The following is a 13,952-nucleotide window of genomic DNA, read 5'->3' as shown; positions in this document are numbered from 1 at the left end:
GAGGTTATAGGCGCCCGCCGACATCGGGCCCCGCCCTCGGAACGCCCCGCGCGTGCGGGGCCGGAAACGCGAACGCCCCCCACGCACCCGCCAGAGCCGACCTACCCTTGCTGCCTTCCGGCCCTGGGGGAGTTCAGTCAGATAGCGCCACGTGAGGGGCTGCGCAAAGGCTACCTCATGTCGCGGGGAGGGAACGAGTTCGCGAGCACTCCCCTCGGTCATGTAATGTTCCTGCCGGAGGATTCGCCTAGTGGCCTAGGGCGCACGCTTGGAAAGCGTGTTGGGGGCAACCCCTCACGAGTTCGAATCTCGTATCCTCCGCCAGTGCCTCACCGGGCACGATGTCGAAGGGCCCCACCATTCGCGGTGGGGCCCTTCGACGTTGCTCAGCCCTCCCTGCCGGCCGTGCGCGTCGGTCGCGGAGCTGTGCTTCCTCCCGCACCGGCTGCGGCAGGAGACTCGCCGCGAGCGGCTCGACCGGGCGCGAGGAGAACGCTTCCGCATGGATCACACCCTGGGCCCCATGGGCACACAGGACCATACTGGTGGGGATGACAAAGCCAGCTGCACCGAAGCGCATCCTGCCCACCAGCCCCTTCAAAGCCCCGGTCGCGCCGCCTCCCAAGCACTTCGCGGTGGGCGACCAGGTCACACACGACATGTACGGTCTCGGCCGCGTGATCGGCGTCGAGGACGGAATCGCGGCCCTCGTGGATTTCGGTTCGGCGCAGGAGCGGATCCCGAGCCCGTACGCCAAGATGAGCAAGCTCTGACCGGCTCCCCGGGCGGAAGCCCGGGGAATCCCGGCTTCCTCGCCGGTGCCGTGCAGGTCCGTTCCCGCACCGGCGCGGTCCCGGTGAGGGCTCCTCAGGGGTCGATGCGGATGGAATGGGACTCGGTCACCTGGTCCACGTCCGAGACCCTGATGGTCGCCTTCATCGTCCAGGTGCCGGGAAGGGGGAGGGTGAGATCACTGGTGGCCCAGTAGCCTCCGCGGTCGGTCAGGCCCGCGTCGATGGGGCCGACGTCCTTCTCCTCGAGGGTGAAGGACAGGCGGAGCTCCGGGATCGAGTCCAGGGCGCCGTTGGGGGCGAACGCCACCGCCTGGATGCCGTTCTCCCCGACCCGGCCCGGGTCCAGGGTGATCTGCACGCTGCCCCTCCCGTCGGGAGTGCCGATGGCGTAGGGGATGGTGACCACCGTCGCCGCGGGCAGTCCGGCGATCGGGGCGCTCTCGGCCGCCTTTGCCGCCTCGGCCTCGGCCCGGGCCGGGAGGGTGCTGGTCAGCACCGAGGTGATCAGCAGCACCACGGCCGCCACGGCCGCTTCCGCCAGGACGGAGACGCGCAGACCTCGCCGGTAGCGGTCGGGAGCGGACGCCTCGGGGGCGGGGGCGTCCGGGGCTGGGGCGTCCGGCTCGGACGACGTCCGGGCGTCGGGGGGCAGGTGTGCGGGGGGCGCGGGGGGCGTCTTGCCCGGGGCGGGAGCGGTCACGAGTTCCGGGGCCCGTTGCCGCATCGCCGCCGGTGCCTCCTCCGCAACCGCTGCCGGTGCCTCCGCCGTCCCCGCCGTCTCCCCGGCCGCCGCGTCCGTCTCCGTCTCCGTCGCCGACGCCGCGGCCGTCGCCAGGCGGATGGTCCAGCGGCGGGACAGGGCCGCCGCCAGGAGCAGTACGGCCGTCATCACGAGCTTGGCGGTCAGGGCCCTCCCGTACGCCGAGTCCCCGAGCGCCGTCCAGGAGCCGAGACCCCGCCAGGACTGGTAGACGCCGGTGACGACGAGCACCGTCACGGAGAGGAAGGCGAGGCGGGAGAAGCGGATGACCGTGGCGACGGGCAGCGGGGTCTCGGCGCGGAACAGGGTGGTGAGCAGGGCCACGAGGCCGCCGAGCCAGCAGGCCGTCGCCAGCAGGTGCAGCACGGACGACGTCATCGCCAGCGGGACCTGGATACCGGCCGAGGCGTGCTCGGCGGCCGCCCAGGTCAGCGCCAGCGCGACGGCCAGAACGCCGCCCACGGCGAGCTGGGCGGGCGGTGTCCGGTCGCCGGCCTCCGGCTCACGGCGGCGGGTGAGGCGGGACAGCCGCAGGAGGACGGCCGCCGTCAGCACCAGCAGCGCCACCCGGGCCAGCAGGGCGATGCCCGGCCGCCCGGTGAGGATGCCGGTGAAGGCCGAGAGGTCGAACGCCGTCATGGGTGACGTGCCGTTCTCGTACGGGGCCCGCAGGACGAGGAGGACCACGGTGACCGTCAGCAGCGTCCACCAGCCCGTGACCAGCGGCGCCCGCAGCGGGGCGGTGTCCGGCGGGCGGCACAGGGCCGCGAACGCCACCGTGCCGATGAGCAGGGTGGCGGCGATGTACGCGAGGTAGCGGCCGGTGTTGTAGAGGCTCGAGGTGACCGGGTGCTCCGTCGGGGCCTCGGGTGCGGCGGGCGCGGAGGGCGAGGGCTTGCCGATGGAGAACGTGAAGGCGCCGGAGACGGGGTGGCTGTCCGCGGAGACCACCCGCCAGGCGACCGTGTAGGTGCCCTCGTCGAGCCCGTCGGGCAGGTCGACCCGCGCGGTGTCGGACCTGCCGTCGGCGTGCTGCGGCTCGCCCAGCTTCACCCGGTGGTTGTCGGGACTGTAGACCCGGAACGAGTCGTCGAGCAGGGCGACGGACTCCGTGAAGGTCACGGTGACGTGCCGCGGGGCGGACTTGACGACGCTTCCGTCCTCGGGGACGGCCTCGCGGACGGCCGCGTGCGCGCTCGCCGGGCCGGCGCTGCCGAGGAGGAGCAGGACCAGCACGGTGCCCAGCAGCACCAGCCCTTGAAGTCGCCGGGTTCCGCGGACCGTTCCTCCGTCGCGTCCGCCATCGCCAGCCGCCCCGCTGCGCCGTCGCTGCACGTCGTTTTCCCGCCTTCCGGCAATCCCGCTTCAGACTGAGTACGGAGGGGAGGCGCCGAACACTCACCTCCCCGGCGGAAACCGTCACGGTACGGGCAAAGCCGTCACCCGCCGAAGGCCGCCTCCCGGGTGAGGAAAGCGAGTTGGGCCCTCTTCTCCGGCAGGTACACGTCCGGCAGGTCGATCTCGGGCAGGACGACCGCGGGGCCGGCCGTGAAGCCCTGCCGCAGGAAGCGGGCGATCGCCTTCTCGTTGGCCACGTCCGGGTCGACCACCACGCGCTCGCGGGCCGGGCCCAGCAGCACGAACCCGACGACGGCGGCGATCAGCGCGGCCGTCCACCCGGAGCGCGCACCTCCCGGTGCGGCGGGGGCGAGCAGCAGATGGAGGCCGATGTCGCCGGGTTCGACGGGGTAGCACTCACCGACCCGGTCGGCCTCCGGTTCGTAGGTCTGGAACAGGGCGGCCGGCTCACCGTCCTTGACGAGGAGGTACGCGTGGTGGGTGTCGAGCGTGTCCATGTGGGCGTAGATATCGGCTACCTGCCGCTCGGTGAGGCCGTTCATGCCCCAGAAGACGGCGCGTTGCCCGCTCACCCAGCGGTGCAGCAGGGGCGCGTCGGCCGACGGGTCGAGCGGCAGGACGCGCAGGGAGCCGAAGCCGTCGACCGCCTGCTCGTGGACGGCCGCGCGGGAGTCGTACGGGTCAGACATCGGTCTCCTTCCGCAACCGCGCCCAGTCGGTGACGACCGGGACGAGGTCTCCCGTGAGCCACAGGGCCAGTTGGTCTCGGTGATGGGGGGATTCCGGGACGCCCGAGGCGCCGAGCGGCACCACCCAGCGGCTGTCCTCACGGCGGGCCAGGTCCCAGACGTACCGGGCGGCCGGGCCGCGTGCCGCGAGGTCGGTGAGGCCGGGCACGGAGGAGGTGCACAGCACGCAGTCGTGGTCGCCCGACAGACCGGGTTCGTCGTACGGCGTCGTGGGCGGCAACGCCCGCCAGGGCGCCGACCGGTGGGTGTCGCCCCAGGTGCCGGCGGGTGGCCGAAGGGCCACCTCCTCCAGGGCCGCGCGGACCGCGGCCGGGCGGTCGACGCCGTACAGCTCCTCCGCGGTGAGGAGGTGTTCGAGCGCGAAGCCGATGCGCGGGAGCAGCGCCAGCCAGGGCTGGAAAATTTCCGGCCAGGCCGGGGACGTGGTCAGTGCGGCGAACGCGGGGTGCTCCGCGAGCCGCCGTACGACCGCGCCGCGCACCGCGGCGAAGACGGCCGCGTCGGCGCTGTCCGCGTCCATGCGCCGGTCCCAGCGCAGCAGCCGGTCGCGCAGACCGGCCGCCGGTCCGGTCAGGCCGTCGAGGGCGGCGAGGTGGTCCAGCAGGGCGGTGGCGGAGGCGAGGTGGGTGTCCATGTGGAGGGCGGGCATGTCGGCCGCGGACCAGTACTCCTTCCCCGCGAGCAGGGCGGCGATGCGGTGGGCGCGGTGCGGCGGCGCGAACTCGACCCCGAGGGGGGAGGCCGGGCCGCGCTGGTTCGCCATCACGGCGACGCCGTCGGTCAGCCCGGCGCGCGGTGGCTCGTGCCATCCCCGCCATTCGTGGCCGGGCTCCCACGCGGGCACCGGACGGATCCCGTTGGCCTCGGCCCGGACCGGCACCCGGCCGGCCACCCGGTGCAGCGTGCCGCCTTCGGTGTCGGCGGCCTGGATCACGTTGACGGGCTCGGCCCACAGGTCGACGGCCCGGTCCACGTCGGCGACCCGACGGGCCCGCAGCAGCGGCAGCAGGGCGCCGAAGCCGAGGTCCCCGGTGACGCGCGGCGGGCAGCGCAGGGCGAGGGCGACCGGGGGCACGCCGGGCTCGGGCACGCCGTCGTCGAGGCCCTCGGGACCCCCGATGATCACCGGTCCGCGGTCGGTCTCGATCACCTCGACCTCGACCGGTTCCTCGCCGGCGACCTCGACGGTCTCGGTGTGCCGGGCGGCCCGCCGCCAGACGCCGTCCGGACCGAGCGCCTCCACCCCGACGCCCGTACGCCGCAACTGCTCCCGGTAGAGGTCCTGGTAGTCGGCCATGGCGTTGGTGATCGCCCAGGCGACCGTGCCGGTGTGACCGAAGTGGGCGATGCCGGGGACGCCGGGCACGGCGAGGCCGACGACGTCGAACTCCGGGCAGGACAGGTGGATCTGCTGGTAGACGCCGGGGTCCTCGAGGAAGCGGTGCGGGTCCCCCGCGATGACGGCCCGCCCGGTCACCGTCCGCTCCCCCGCGACCAGCCAGCCGTTGCTGCCGGAGGTGCCGGGGCCGTCGGCGGCGAACAGCCCGACGGCGTCCGCGCCGAGGTGCGCGGCGACCCGCTCGCGCCAGAGCTTCGCGGGGAAGCCGGCGAACAGGACGTGCGTGGCGATCCAGACCGCGAGCGGTGTCCAGGGCTCCCAGCGGCCGGGCGTGAGGGCGGTGCGGGCGAACTCGGGGGCGGTGGCGGAAGCCAGTCCCTCGTTGACGCCCGTCACGTACGCCCGCAGCCAGTGCGCCGTCTCCGCATCCCGCCGTCCCCGTCGTCGCTGTCGTCCCCGCCGTTCCCGCCGTTCCCGCCGTTCCAGCTCGGCGAAGCAGCGGCGGGCCGTGTCGGCCAGACGGGCGCGACGGGCGAAGCGGTCCCAGGGGAGGGCCCCGGGGCCGAGGAAGGAGGCCGAGGTGCCCTGCGCCCTGTGCCGCTCGACCTCCAGCTGCCAGGCCCGGTCGAGGGCGGTGACCCGGCCCTGGAGACGGGCGAGTTCGACCGCGTCGTCCGCGCGCAGATGCGGAATTCCCCAGTCGTCCCGAAAGATCTCACCGGCCACTGCGTCCCCATTCCCTTAGGTTAGGCTCCCCTAAGTAAGTCGTGGGCGGAATCGTACGCGAAGGGGGAATACGCGGTGGGGCGGGGCCGAGAGGGCCACGGAGTCCGCGAAGGCGACCGCGGAGTGGTCACGGCGTCAGCCGCGTGTCCCGCCCCGGGTGATGGACCGCACGGGAGATCACCCACGGGAGGAACGCGTCGGCAACCCGGCCACACCCACCCCCTTTGACGGAAATCGACCATGTCTCGCCCGGACTTGCCTCACGTGTCCGAGCCGTGAGGCTGCGCCCGGAACGTCTTGGCCGGTAGGCTTTCCGTGTGATCTTCAAGCGCATCGGAAACGGCCGGCCGTACCCCGACCACGGCCGGGAAAGCACCCGGCAGTGGGCGGACGTCGCGCCGCGCCCGGTCCGCCTCGATCAGCTCGTCACGACGAAGCAGCAACTCGACCTCGAGACCCTCCTCGCCGAGGACTCGACCTTCTACGGCGACCTCTTCGCGCACGTCGTGAAGTGGCAGGGCGATCTCTACCTGGAGGACGGCCTGCACCGCGCGGTGCGGGCGGCGCTCCAGCAGCGCCAGGTGCTGCACGCCCGCGTCCTCGAGCTGAGCTGACCCTCCCCCGGACTCCGTCCGGGAGAACCCCCGCCCGCCGACACGTCCGCGCGGAACCGACCCAGCCCAGCAGCCCGCGGCATGCCGCGGGGCACCTTCGGCTTCCTCCGGTCGACCCGCCCGCGACCCCGGATGAAACCTGACCGAGCCCGCTTTGGCCCTTTCGGGTTGGACTGTGCGGCATCCGATGATCATCTAGTAGGCATTACCGTCGGAGCGCACTACGCTGCGCCCATGAGCATGCTGACCCCTCCCGGCATGGGCGGCCAATACCGGATCCGGGGTGACAAGTACCCGCGGATGCGCCGACCCCGTCGCCGCGGCAGGACCGTCGCCCTGGCCACCGCGTCCGTCGCGGTGCTCGGCGTGGCCGGCTGGGGCACGCTGCAGCTCTTCGACGTCTTCAGCGGCGAGAAGAACCCCGCCTCCGCGGTCGGCGTCAAGGCGGACTGCGCCCCCGGGGCGAGCCCCTCGCCGAGCCCCGCCCCCGCCCGCAGCACCGCGCTCCCCGAACCCGGCCGGATCACGGTCAACGTCCTCAACGCCACGACCCGCAGCGGCCTGGCCCAGAAGACCGCCGACGAGCTGAAGAAGCGCGGCTTCAAGATCGGCGACGTCGGCAACGCGACCGAGGAGTACGACAAGAAGGTCAAGGGCACCGGTGTGCTGCTCGGGCCCACGGCCGCGCTCAAGTCCTCGCTGCCGGTGCTCGGCGCTCAGCTCGCCGACGCCGAACGCCGCACCGAGGCCTCCCGCAAGGGCGGCGAGCTCGACCTCATCATCGGCGACGGCTTCACCCGGCTGACGGCGAAAGCGGACGCCGACCGGGCCCTGACCGCACTGACCGCCCCCAAGCCGGCGCCCACCGCGAAGAAGAGCTGCTGAAGCCGCGGCGGCCGCACGGGAGCACCGGCTCCCGGACGGCCGCGGGACAGGGACCTGCGCGCGTACCGACGAGGGTCCACGCGCACCACCGGGCCACCGCCCGGCCCGGATTCGGCTGTTCGGCTATTCGGCCGCCCCGTACATCCGGTCCCCCGCGTCGCCGAGGCCCGGCACGATGTAGCCGTGCTCGTTGAGGCGCTCGTCCACCGACGCGGTCACGACGGTCACCGGGGTGCCGGCCAGCTCGCGCTCCATGACCTCGACGCCCTCCGGCGCGGCCAGCAGCACCACGGCGGTCACGTCGTCCGCGCCCCGCTTGATCAGCTCCTGGATCGCGGCGACCAGCGTGCCGCCGGTGGCGAGCATCGGGTCCAGGACGTACACCTGCCGGCCGGACAGGTCCTCCGGCATCCGGGTGGCGTACGTCGCCGCCTGCAACGTCTCCTCGTCACGGATCATGCCGAGGAAACCCACCTCGGCGGTCGGCAGCAGCCGGACCATACCGTCCAGCATGCCGAGACCGGCCCGCAGGATCGGCACCACCAGCGGGCGCGGGTGGGACAGCTTGACACCCGTGGTCGGCTCCACCGGCGTCCGGATGTCGACCTGTTCGGTGCGCACGTCACGCGTGGCCTCGTAGGCGAGCAGGGTGACCAGCTCGTCGGCGAGGCGACGGAAGGTCGCGGAGTCGGTGCGCCGGTCGCGCAGCGTGGTGAGCTTGTGTGCGACCAGGGGGTGGTCGACGACGTGGAGACGCATGTCCCCACATTAACCGGGCCGAGCCGGGCCCTGCTCCCCGTGGGTGGCAAGCCTTTCGGCCCGCCACCACTCCTTCGCTGGCGTCAAACCACCTGTCCGAGGGAAAGTGGGAGGGACGGACTGGAGTGATGAAGCAATGCCTGAGCAGGACTCCCGAGACGAGCCGTCGACACGCAGGACCTCCGGAACGCCCGGAATACCCGGAGCACCCGGGGCGCGCGGAAGACGCGGGGCACCCGGCGGCGCGCCCAGCATGTCCGGTGCGTCCGGTGGATCGGAGGCGTCCCACGTGTCCGGGGTGTCCGGGGTTCCCGGTATGACCGGCCCGCCCGGGGCGGACGAGACGGAGGCCGAGCGGCGACAGCGCCGCGCCCGGTTCCTGCGCGAACTCGCCGAGGCCAGGGAGCTGCGCAACCGGGTCCAGCCGCGCCGCGCCAAGGCGGCCCGGCTGCGGCACGCGATGCGCATGCGCACCTTCCGCTGGTAGGGCCTCACAAGGACTCCCCGCCAGGTCCCCCGGTGGGCGCGGCGCCGAAAGAGTGAGCCGGGCGCGGGAAGCTCACGACGCATGCGGGTGTTTGCCGAAGTGGCCCTACGGGCTGAACGGGCGGAGCCGCGTACGATCCGCGTATGGCGAGGGCGAGCACGCCGACGGGTCCCCTGCGGGAACACTCGGCGGCGTGGGTGCAAAACTGCCGGACACAGGGTGCCGAAGACGACCCCTGACGGCCTTGTTTCTGCCACGATTCCGAGTGGGCGGGGGCGGGGCTCGAAGAGCGCTCCCCGTCCGCAACCTCCGCCGGGGGGACCCCCGACCGGCACACCTAAGACCAGTGGGAGAGTCACGGTGTACTTCGCCGCACTGCTCGCGCGCACCGAAGACGGGTGGGAAGCGAGCGACACGGAACTCGACGATGTGGAGACCCTGTCGGACCTGGCCGACCTGGCCCGGGAGGCCGCACCCGACGAGGACACGGTGCTCGTACTGATCGAGCAGGAGGACGGCTGGTTCGGCGTCGTCCGCGTGGACGGCGAGGAGGACCCTCGTATCTACGTGTCCGACGCCGCGGCCGCCGCCCGCAGCAGTTACGGCGAGATCCTGCTCACCGACGAACTGCTCGGCCGACAGCCCGGCGACGACGGCGCCGACCTGGACGCCCTCGACCTCGACGGCACGGAGGACGGTGAACCGGACGACGACAGCGCCGACGAGGCCGCCTCGGACGCCGGCTCCGGCGAGTCCGTTCCGCACGGGCCGGTCGGCGACGCCCGGGTCCTGGACGACCTGGGCGTGAGCGAGAAGGAACTGCGCTCGCTGTCCGGGGACGCGCTCGGCGAGATCGCCGAGGTCCTGGGCGCCTCGGAGGTCCTGGAGACCGTCCGCTGACCGGGGACACCCGCCCGACCGATCCGGTGCGCGATCCCTGGCGGGCCGCGATGCGGCTCGCCCTGGACGAGGCCGAACTGGCCGTCCGGGGCGGGGACGTGCCCGTCGGCGCGGTCGTGCTGGCCCCGGACGGCAGCACCGTGCTGGCCTCCGGGCACAACGAACGCGAGGCCGGTCCCGACCCCACGGCCCACGCGGAACTGCTCGCCCTGAGGCGGGCCGCCGCGAAGCTGGGGCAGTGGCGGCTGGCCGGCTGCACCCTCGTGGTGACGCTGGAGCCGTGCACGATGTGCGCGGGCGCGATCCAGCAGTCGCGGGTGGACCGGGTCGTCTACGGCGCCCGGGACGAGAAGGCCGGCGCGGTCGGCTCCCTCTGGGACGTCGTCCGCGACCGGCGGCTCAATCACCGGCCGGAAGTGGTCGAAGGAGTGCTCGCCGAGGAGTGCGCCGATCTGCTCACGGCGTTCTTCCGGAACCGCTGAATACCGATTTCAAACCATCGCGCCCCGTGCTGTAAGGTCTCCCTCGGTAGCGTGTCCGAGCGGCCGAAGGAGCTCGCCTCGAAAGCGAGTGTGGCGCAAGTCACCGTGGGTTCAAATCCCACCGCTACCGCTCGTGAAGGGCCCCGTCGTCAGACGGGGCCCTTCGTGCGATCATGGGCCCGCTCGGCACGTACGGGTGACGCAGGTGCACCACAGTGACAGGGGAGGGCCGCGATGGCGGTGAACGCGAAGAAGGTCGCCGTCTATGTCCTCGCGGTCTTCGCGCTGTATGTGATCATCACGGATCACGACAAGGCGACCGACTACGTCGGGATGGTGTTCGAGGGCATCTCCGACGCCGCGAACGCCGTCGGCGACTTCATGACCTGGCTCGCGAACGGAGGAGGCTGGTGATCCGCCACCTGGTCCTCTTCAGGCTGGACGAGGGCGTCGAGCGCGACGATCCGCGCGTCGTGCGGGGCGTGGAGGCGTTCCGTTCGCTCGACGGGGAGATCCCGGAGATCCGCTTCTGGGAGTGCGCCTGGAACATCAGCGACCGGCCCATCGCCTACGACTTCGTCATCAACTCGGCGTTCGAGGACGCCGAGGCGCTGCGCCGGCACCTGGAGCACCCGAAACACCAGGCGGGTGTCGGGCTGTGGCGCGAGTTCGCCACGTGGGTGATCGCCGACTACGAGTTCTGAGCCTCCGCCCCGGGAGCCCTCCACCATGACGGTGGAGGGCTTTTGCGCACCCTTGGGAATGAACCGCCCTTCAACACGGAATATGCGGTGCTTGCACACACCGAGCATGTCTTGTGATGCTATGACCGCTTTTGACGGATGAGTCGACCGATGAAGAGGTGGCGTTGACCGTGTCGGCCAGTACTGCGCCGCCCCAGGACCAGGTGTCCGCCCTGACCCCGGCTCCGGCTCAGTCCCCGGACTCGACCGCCCCGGACCCGGCCCCGACCCCGGCTCACCCCTCGACGCAGCCCCCCGCGCCCCCGCCCGCGCCGACGTCCGAGCAGCCGCCGCCCCCGAAGCCCGCCCTGTCACCGGCCAAGCGACGCGGTGCCGACACCCGGGCCCTGACCCAGGTGCTGTTCACCCAGCTCAAGGACCTCGAGCCGGGCACGCCGGAGCACATCCGGGTGCGCACGGCGCTCATCGAGGCCAACCTGCCGCTCGTGCGCTACGCCGCCGCCCGCTTCCGCTCCCGCAACGAGCCGATGGAGGACGTGGTCCAGGTCGGCACCATCGGGCTCATCAACGCCATCGACCGCTTCGACCCGGAGCGGGGCGTGCAGTTCCCGACGTTCGCGATGCCCACGGTGATCGGCGAGATCAAGCGGTACTTCCGCGACAACGTCCGCACCGTCCACGTACCGCGCCGGCTGCACGAGTTGTGGGTGCAGGTCAACAGCGCCACCGAGGACCTCACGACCGCCTTCGGACGCTCCCCGACGACCGCCGAGATCGCCGAACGGCTGCGCATCAGCGAGGAGGACGTGCTCTCCTGCATCGAGGCCGGGCGGTCGTACCACGCCGCCTCCCTCGAGGCCGCGCAGGAGGGAGACGGACTACCCGGCCTGCTGGACCGGCTCGGCTACGAGGATCCGGCGCTGGACGGCGTCGAGCACCGCGACCTCGTCCGGCACCTGCTCGTCCAATTGCCCGAGCGGGAGCAGCGGATCCTGCTACTGCGGTACTACAGTAATCTCACCCAGTCGCAGATCAGTGTGGAACTCGGCGTCTCGCAGATGCACGTGTCCCGGCTACTCGCACGTAGCTTTCAGCGGCTGCGGTCCGCGAACAGGATCGACGCGTAACCCGAAAGGGGCAATCGCTCACTAGTGCCCATCTTGGCGTTTCTGTGCTGAAACACCGCCAGTTCCCTTGTTTCCAGGGCTGATTCGTCACTCGGATGTCGACATGTCACTACAGCGCGTTGCCGACATGTGACATTCTGCGGGAAGCGCGTTTGCCGAGGCTCCGGCTCCGGTATTCAGGTGAGGGCTGCGTTCCTCGGACGGGAACGTTCGCCCCGACCGTCCCGCGACCCAAAGGGGGTGGCATGTCCGCAGACCAGGGCAGCTCGAAGGTGCTCACGCTCGCGGAGAGCGAGACAGCTCCCAATGCTCTCGACTCACTCGGCCCCATCGATGACGTCCCGGCCCTCGCGGCCGCGCCCGCTCCAGAGCTTCCGGACACGGCGGCCATCGACACCCGCACCCTGTCCCGTTCCCTGTTCCTGCGGCTCGCCGCACTCGACGAGGACAGCCCGGAGCGCGCCTACGTCCGGGACACCCTGATCGAACTCAACCTCCCGCTGGTGCGGTACGCCGCGGCGCGCTTCCGCTCGCGCAACGAGCCGATGGAGGACATCGTCCAGGTCGGCACCATCGGGCTGATCAAGGCGATCGACCGCTTCGACTGCGAACGGGGCGTGGAGTTCCCGACGTTCGCGATGCCGACGGTGGTCGGCGAGATCAAGCGGTTCTTCCGCGACACGTCGTGGTCGGTGCGGGTGCCGCGCCGGCTGCAGGAGCTGCGCCTGGCGCTCACGAAGGCCGGCGACGAGCTCTCCCAGAAGCTCGACCGCTCCCCGACGGTTCCCGAACTCGCCGCGGTGCTGGGCGTGTCGGAGGAGGACGTCGTCGACGGACTCGCGGTCGGTAACGCGTACACGGCGTCCTCGCTGGACTCCCCGGCCCCCGAGGACGACGGCGGCGAGGGCTCCCTCGCGGACCGCCTCGGTTACGAGGACACGGCGCTGGAGGGCGTGGAGTACCGGGAGTCGCTCAAGCCGCTGCTCGCCAAGCTGCCGCCCCGCGAGCGGCGGATCATCATGCTGCGGTTCTTCGCCAACATGACCCAGTCACAGATCGGCGAGGAGGTCGGCATCTCCCAGATGCACGTCTCCCGGCTGCTCACCCGGACCCTGGCCCAGCTGCGTGAGGGCCTCATCTCTGAGGACTGAGCAGGGCTGAGCCACCGGTCGGCGGAGCGTCGGCGACTGCCGCCGCTCCGTCCCTGGAACCCCGTCCCGGAACCTTCAAGTCCCGGGACGCGGGCCGCTGGCCGCCGGAACGCCCCTCGTGGGCGTGACGGCGGCCTTCGCACGTCCGGTCGTCAGGCCAGCGCCAGCCAGGCCACCGCCGCGACGATCGCCACGGCGGCGACGACACCGACGATCAGGCCGATACGCGGACCGCCACCGCTCGTCGCGGCGGCCTGCTGCCCCTGAGGGGCGTCGTCGACGAACGCGCGGAACATCTGAGTGCTGCCGGCGGGGTCGTGGTTGCCCTGGGGGGCCTGGGAGTTAGCCATGGCCCGAGACACTAGCGAATTGCCGACGCGGGCCCCAAGTGGGGGCGTGCGTAACGCGCCTGACCGCGTCCACCGTCGGCCGGCCCGGCCTCGGGCGCGGGACATCCGGCCCTGACCGCGCGATGCCAGGGGACTCACCTGCGGGTTTACGATTCGCAATACTTGCCTTTGCCAAGTTTTAAGGCGCCGGAACCCCATTTTGCTTGTCTGTGGCAACCATCGACTTCTATCGTTGCCCTAAGCAACAAATGGGAGGTGTGATGGCCGAGCAGGAGCAGTACGAGGAGCTCGTACGGCAGCTCAGCGCTTTCAGCGCGGTGAAGCGGGAGCTCCGCCGGAACATGCCGGCCGACTGTCACAGCGGCTCCGCCGCCGTGCTGACGGCACTCGGCCGCCACGGCGACATGCACATGAGCAGGCTCGCCGAGCTGCTCGTCCTCGACCTGTCCGTCACCAGCCGCCACGTCGCCCATCTGGCCGAGCGCGGGTGGATCGAACGCTCCCCCGACCCGGCCGACAAGCGCTCCCGCATCCTGCGCGTCACCCCGGCGGGCCACGCCCGGCTCGACGAGCTGTTCCGGCGGACCACGCACCTGCTCGCCGAGCGCCTGGACGACTGGTCCGACGAGGAGATCGGACAGCTCACCCGGCTCATGGCCCGGCTCCGGGACAGCTTCGGCGACTGCCGCCCCGCGCCCCGCGCGACGCCGCCGCCCAGCCCCGCGGAGACCACGTACACGCCCGCACACGCTTAAGAGCGCTCAAG

Annotated in this window: 16 protein-coding genes, 2 tRNA genes and 1 other RNA gene; 13 read left to right on the top strand and 6 right to left on the bottom strand. The window is 72.0% G+C overall.

Features of this window, described 5'->3' with window-relative positions; all coding sequences use genetic code 11:
• Nucleotides 1–65: 65 nt before the first annotated feature.
• Nucleotides 66–164, bottom strand: an RNA gene (ffs, locus tag JL475_RS04045) — signal recognition particle sRNA small type.
• Nucleotides 165–236: 72 nt separating this feature from the next.
• Here ffs and JL475_RS04040 point away from each other — a divergent pair.
• Nucleotides 237–324 (top strand) — tRNA-Ser (locus tag JL475_RS04040).
• A 227-nt stretch (nucleotides 325–551) separates the two neighbouring features.
• Nucleotides 552–773: a hypothetical protein gene (locus JL475_RS04035; RefSeq protein ID WP_202275284.1), complete on the top strand. Its 222-nt coding sequence runs from the start codon at nucleotides 552–554 to the stop codon at nucleotides 771–773.
• A gap of 94 nt (nucleotides 774–867) precedes the next feature.
• Here the strand turns inward: JL475_RS04035 and JL475_RS04030 are convergent, their stop codons facing one another.
• The 3 genes from JL475_RS04030 to JL475_RS04020 form a co-directional block, all read right to left on the bottom strand.
• Nucleotides 868–2,805 carry a copper resistance protein CopC gene (locus tag JL475_RS04030; protein ID WP_202275282.1) on the bottom strand — a complete coding sequence of 646 codons (1,938 nt, stop codon included), beginning with the start codon at nucleotides 2,803–2,805 and terminating at the stop codon, nucleotides 868–870.
• Between the two features lie 188 nt (nucleotides 2,806–2,993).
• The gene (locus tag JL475_RS04025) at nucleotides 2,994–3,602 is read right to left on the bottom strand and encodes a GNAT family N-acetyltransferase (protein WP_202275280.1); all 609 of its coding nucleotides are present in this window, start codon (nucleotides 3,600–3,602) and stop codon (nucleotides 2,994–2,996) included.
• Nucleotides 3,595–5,727 carry a penicillin acylase family protein gene (locus JL475_RS04020; RefSeq protein ID WP_202275278.1) on the bottom strand — a complete coding sequence of 711 codons (2,133 nt, stop codon included), beginning with the start codon at nucleotides 5,725–5,727 and terminating at the stop codon, nucleotides 3,595–3,597. The genes JL475_RS04025 and JL475_RS04020 overlap by 8 nt, the downstream gene beginning before the upstream one ends.
• A gap of 317 nt (nucleotides 5,728–6,044) precedes the next feature.
• Between JL475_RS04020 and JL475_RS04015 the strand changes: the two genes are divergently transcribed.
• Both JL475_RS04015 and JL475_RS04010 read left to right on the top strand, forming a co-directional pair.
• A complete protein-coding gene (locus JL475_RS04015; RefSeq protein ID WP_202275276.1) occupies nucleotides 6,045–6,341 on the top strand; it encodes a type II toxin-antitoxin system VapB family antitoxin in 297 nt (98 codons plus the stop codon).
• A gap of 258 nt (nucleotides 6,342–6,599) precedes the next feature.
• Nucleotides 6,600–7,226 carry a LytR C-terminal domain-containing protein gene (locus JL475_RS04010; RefSeq protein ID WP_202275402.1) on the top strand — a complete coding sequence of 209 codons (627 nt, stop codon included), beginning with the start codon at nucleotides 6,600–6,602 and terminating at the stop codon, nucleotides 7,224–7,226.
• A gap of 123 nt (nucleotides 7,227–7,349) precedes the next feature.
• On the opposite strand, the gene upp is transcribed toward JL475_RS04010, so the two are convergent.
• Nucleotides 7,350–7,985 carry a uracil phosphoribosyltransferase gene (gene upp / locus JL475_RS04005; RefSeq protein ID WP_109376467.1) on the bottom strand — a complete coding sequence of 212 codons (636 nt, stop codon included), beginning with the start codon at nucleotides 7,983–7,985 and terminating at the stop codon, nucleotides 7,350–7,352.
• A gap of 316 nt (nucleotides 7,986–8,301) precedes the next feature.
• On the opposite strand from upp, the gene JL475_RS04000 reads away from it, so the two are divergent.
• From JL475_RS04000 to JL475_RS03965, 8 genes are all read left to right on the top strand, one after another.
• Nucleotides 8,302–8,472: a hypothetical protein gene (locus tag JL475_RS04000; protein WP_202275274.1), complete on the top strand. Its 171-nt coding sequence runs from the start codon at nucleotides 8,302–8,304 to the stop codon at nucleotides 8,470–8,472.
• 360 nt (nucleotides 8,473–8,832) lie between these two features.
• Nucleotides 8,833–9,372, top strand: coding sequence for a hypothetical protein (locus tag JL475_RS03995; protein ID WP_202275273.1), 540 nt, complete (start codon nucleotides 8,833–8,835; stop codon nucleotides 9,370–9,372).
• Nucleotides 9,373–9,422: 50 nt separating this feature from the next.
• Nucleotides 9,423–9,854 (top strand): tRNA adenosine(34) deaminase TadA, encoded by a 432-nt coding sequence (tadA, locus tag JL475_RS03990; protein WP_202275400.1) that lies wholly within the window; start codon nucleotides 9,423–9,425, stop codon nucleotides 9,852–9,854.
• A 45-nt stretch (nucleotides 9,855–9,899) separates the two neighbouring features.
• A tRNA-Ser gene (locus JL475_RS03985) sits at nucleotides 9,900–9,984 on the top strand.
• Between the two features lie 104 nt (nucleotides 9,985–10,088).
• On the top strand, nucleotides 10,089–10,268 hold the full coding sequence (locus JL475_RS03980; protein WP_202275272.1) for a hypothetical protein: 180 nt from the start codon (nucleotides 10,089–10,091) through the stop codon (nucleotides 10,266–10,268).
• Nucleotides 10,265–10,558: a Dabb family protein gene (locus tag JL475_RS03975; RefSeq protein ID WP_202275271.1), complete on the top strand. Its 294-nt coding sequence runs from the start codon at nucleotides 10,265–10,267 to the stop codon at nucleotides 10,556–10,558. Before JL475_RS03980 ends, JL475_RS03975 begins: the two co-directional genes overlap by 4 nt.
• A gap of 164 nt (nucleotides 10,559–10,722) precedes the next feature.
• Nucleotides 10,723–11,685 (top strand): RNA polymerase sigma factor SigF, encoded by a 963-nt coding sequence (locus JL475_RS03970; protein WP_202275398.1) that lies wholly within the window; start codon nucleotides 10,723–10,725, stop codon nucleotides 11,683–11,685.
• Nucleotides 11,686–11,930: 245 nt separating this feature from the next.
• Complete coding sequence (locus tag JL475_RS03965; protein ID WP_202275270.1) at nucleotides 11,931–12,836, top strand: RNA polymerase sigma factor SigF; 906 nt, start codon at nucleotides 11,931–11,933, stop codon at nucleotides 12,834–12,836.
• Between the two features lie 152 nt (nucleotides 12,837–12,988).
• Here the strand turns inward: JL475_RS03965 and JL475_RS03960 are convergent, their stop codons facing one another.
• Nucleotides 12,989–13,186 carry a hypothetical protein gene (locus tag JL475_RS03960; protein WP_202275269.1) on the bottom strand — a complete coding sequence of 66 codons (198 nt, stop codon included), beginning with the start codon at nucleotides 13,184–13,186 and terminating at the stop codon, nucleotides 12,989–12,991.
• 260 nt (nucleotides 13,187–13,446) lie between these two features.
• Between JL475_RS03960 and JL475_RS03955 the strand changes: the two genes are divergently transcribed.
• The gene (locus tag JL475_RS03955) at nucleotides 13,447–13,941 is read left to right on the top strand and encodes a MarR family winged helix-turn-helix transcriptional regulator (protein WP_202275268.1); all 495 of its coding nucleotides are present in this window, start codon (nucleotides 13,447–13,449) and stop codon (nucleotides 13,939–13,941) included.
• The last annotated feature ends 11 nt before the right edge of the window (nucleotides 13,942–13,952 follow it).

It is taken from the genome of Streptomyces sp. M2CJ-2 (genome assembly GCF_016757295.1).
GTDB lineage: Bacteria > Actinomycetota > Actinomycetes > Streptomycetales > Streptomycetaceae > Streptomyces.
Note: the sequence above shows the minus strand (reverse complement) of the source record. Positions and strands in the feature narration are given on the sequence as shown.

Coding starts and splice junctions, on each gene's coding strand:
- JL475_RS04035 (WP_202275284.1), top strand. CDS start 552: ATGACAAAGCCAGCTGCACCGAAGCGCATCCTGCCCACCAGCCCCTTC.
- JL475_RS04025 (WP_202275280.1), bottom strand. CDS start 3,602: ATGTCTGACCCGTACGACTCCCGCGCGGCCGTCCACGAGCAGGCGGTC.
- JL475_RS04010 (WP_202275402.1), top strand. CDS start 6,600: ATGGGCGGCCAATACCGGATCCGGGGTGACAAGTACCCGCGGATGCGC.
- upp (WP_109376467.1), bottom strand. CDS start 7,985: ATGCGTCTCCACGTCGTCGACCACCCCCTGGTCGCACACAAGCTCACC.
- JL475_RS04000 (WP_202275274.1), top strand. CDS start 8,302: ATGACCGGCCCGCCCGGGGCGGACGAGACGGAGGCCGAGCGGCGACAG.
- tadA (WP_202275400.1), top strand. CDS start 9,423: ATGCGGCTCGCCCTGGACGAGGCCGAACTGGCCGTCCGGGGCGGGGAC.
- JL475_RS03980 (WP_202275272.1), top strand. CDS start 10,089: ATGGCGGTGAACGCGAAGAAGGTCGCCGTCTATGTCCTCGCGGTCTTC.
- JL475_RS03965 (WP_202275270.1), top strand. CDS start 11,931: ATGTCCGCAGACCAGGGCAGCTCGAAGGTGCTCACGCTCGCGGAGAGC.
- JL475_RS03960 (WP_202275269.1), bottom strand. CDS start 13,186: ATGGCTAACTCCCAGGCCCCCCAGGGCAACCACGACCCCGCCGGCAGC.
- JL475_RS03955 (WP_202275268.1), top strand. CDS start 13,447: ATGGCCGAGCAGGAGCAGTACGAGGAGCTCGTACGGCAGCTCAGCGCT.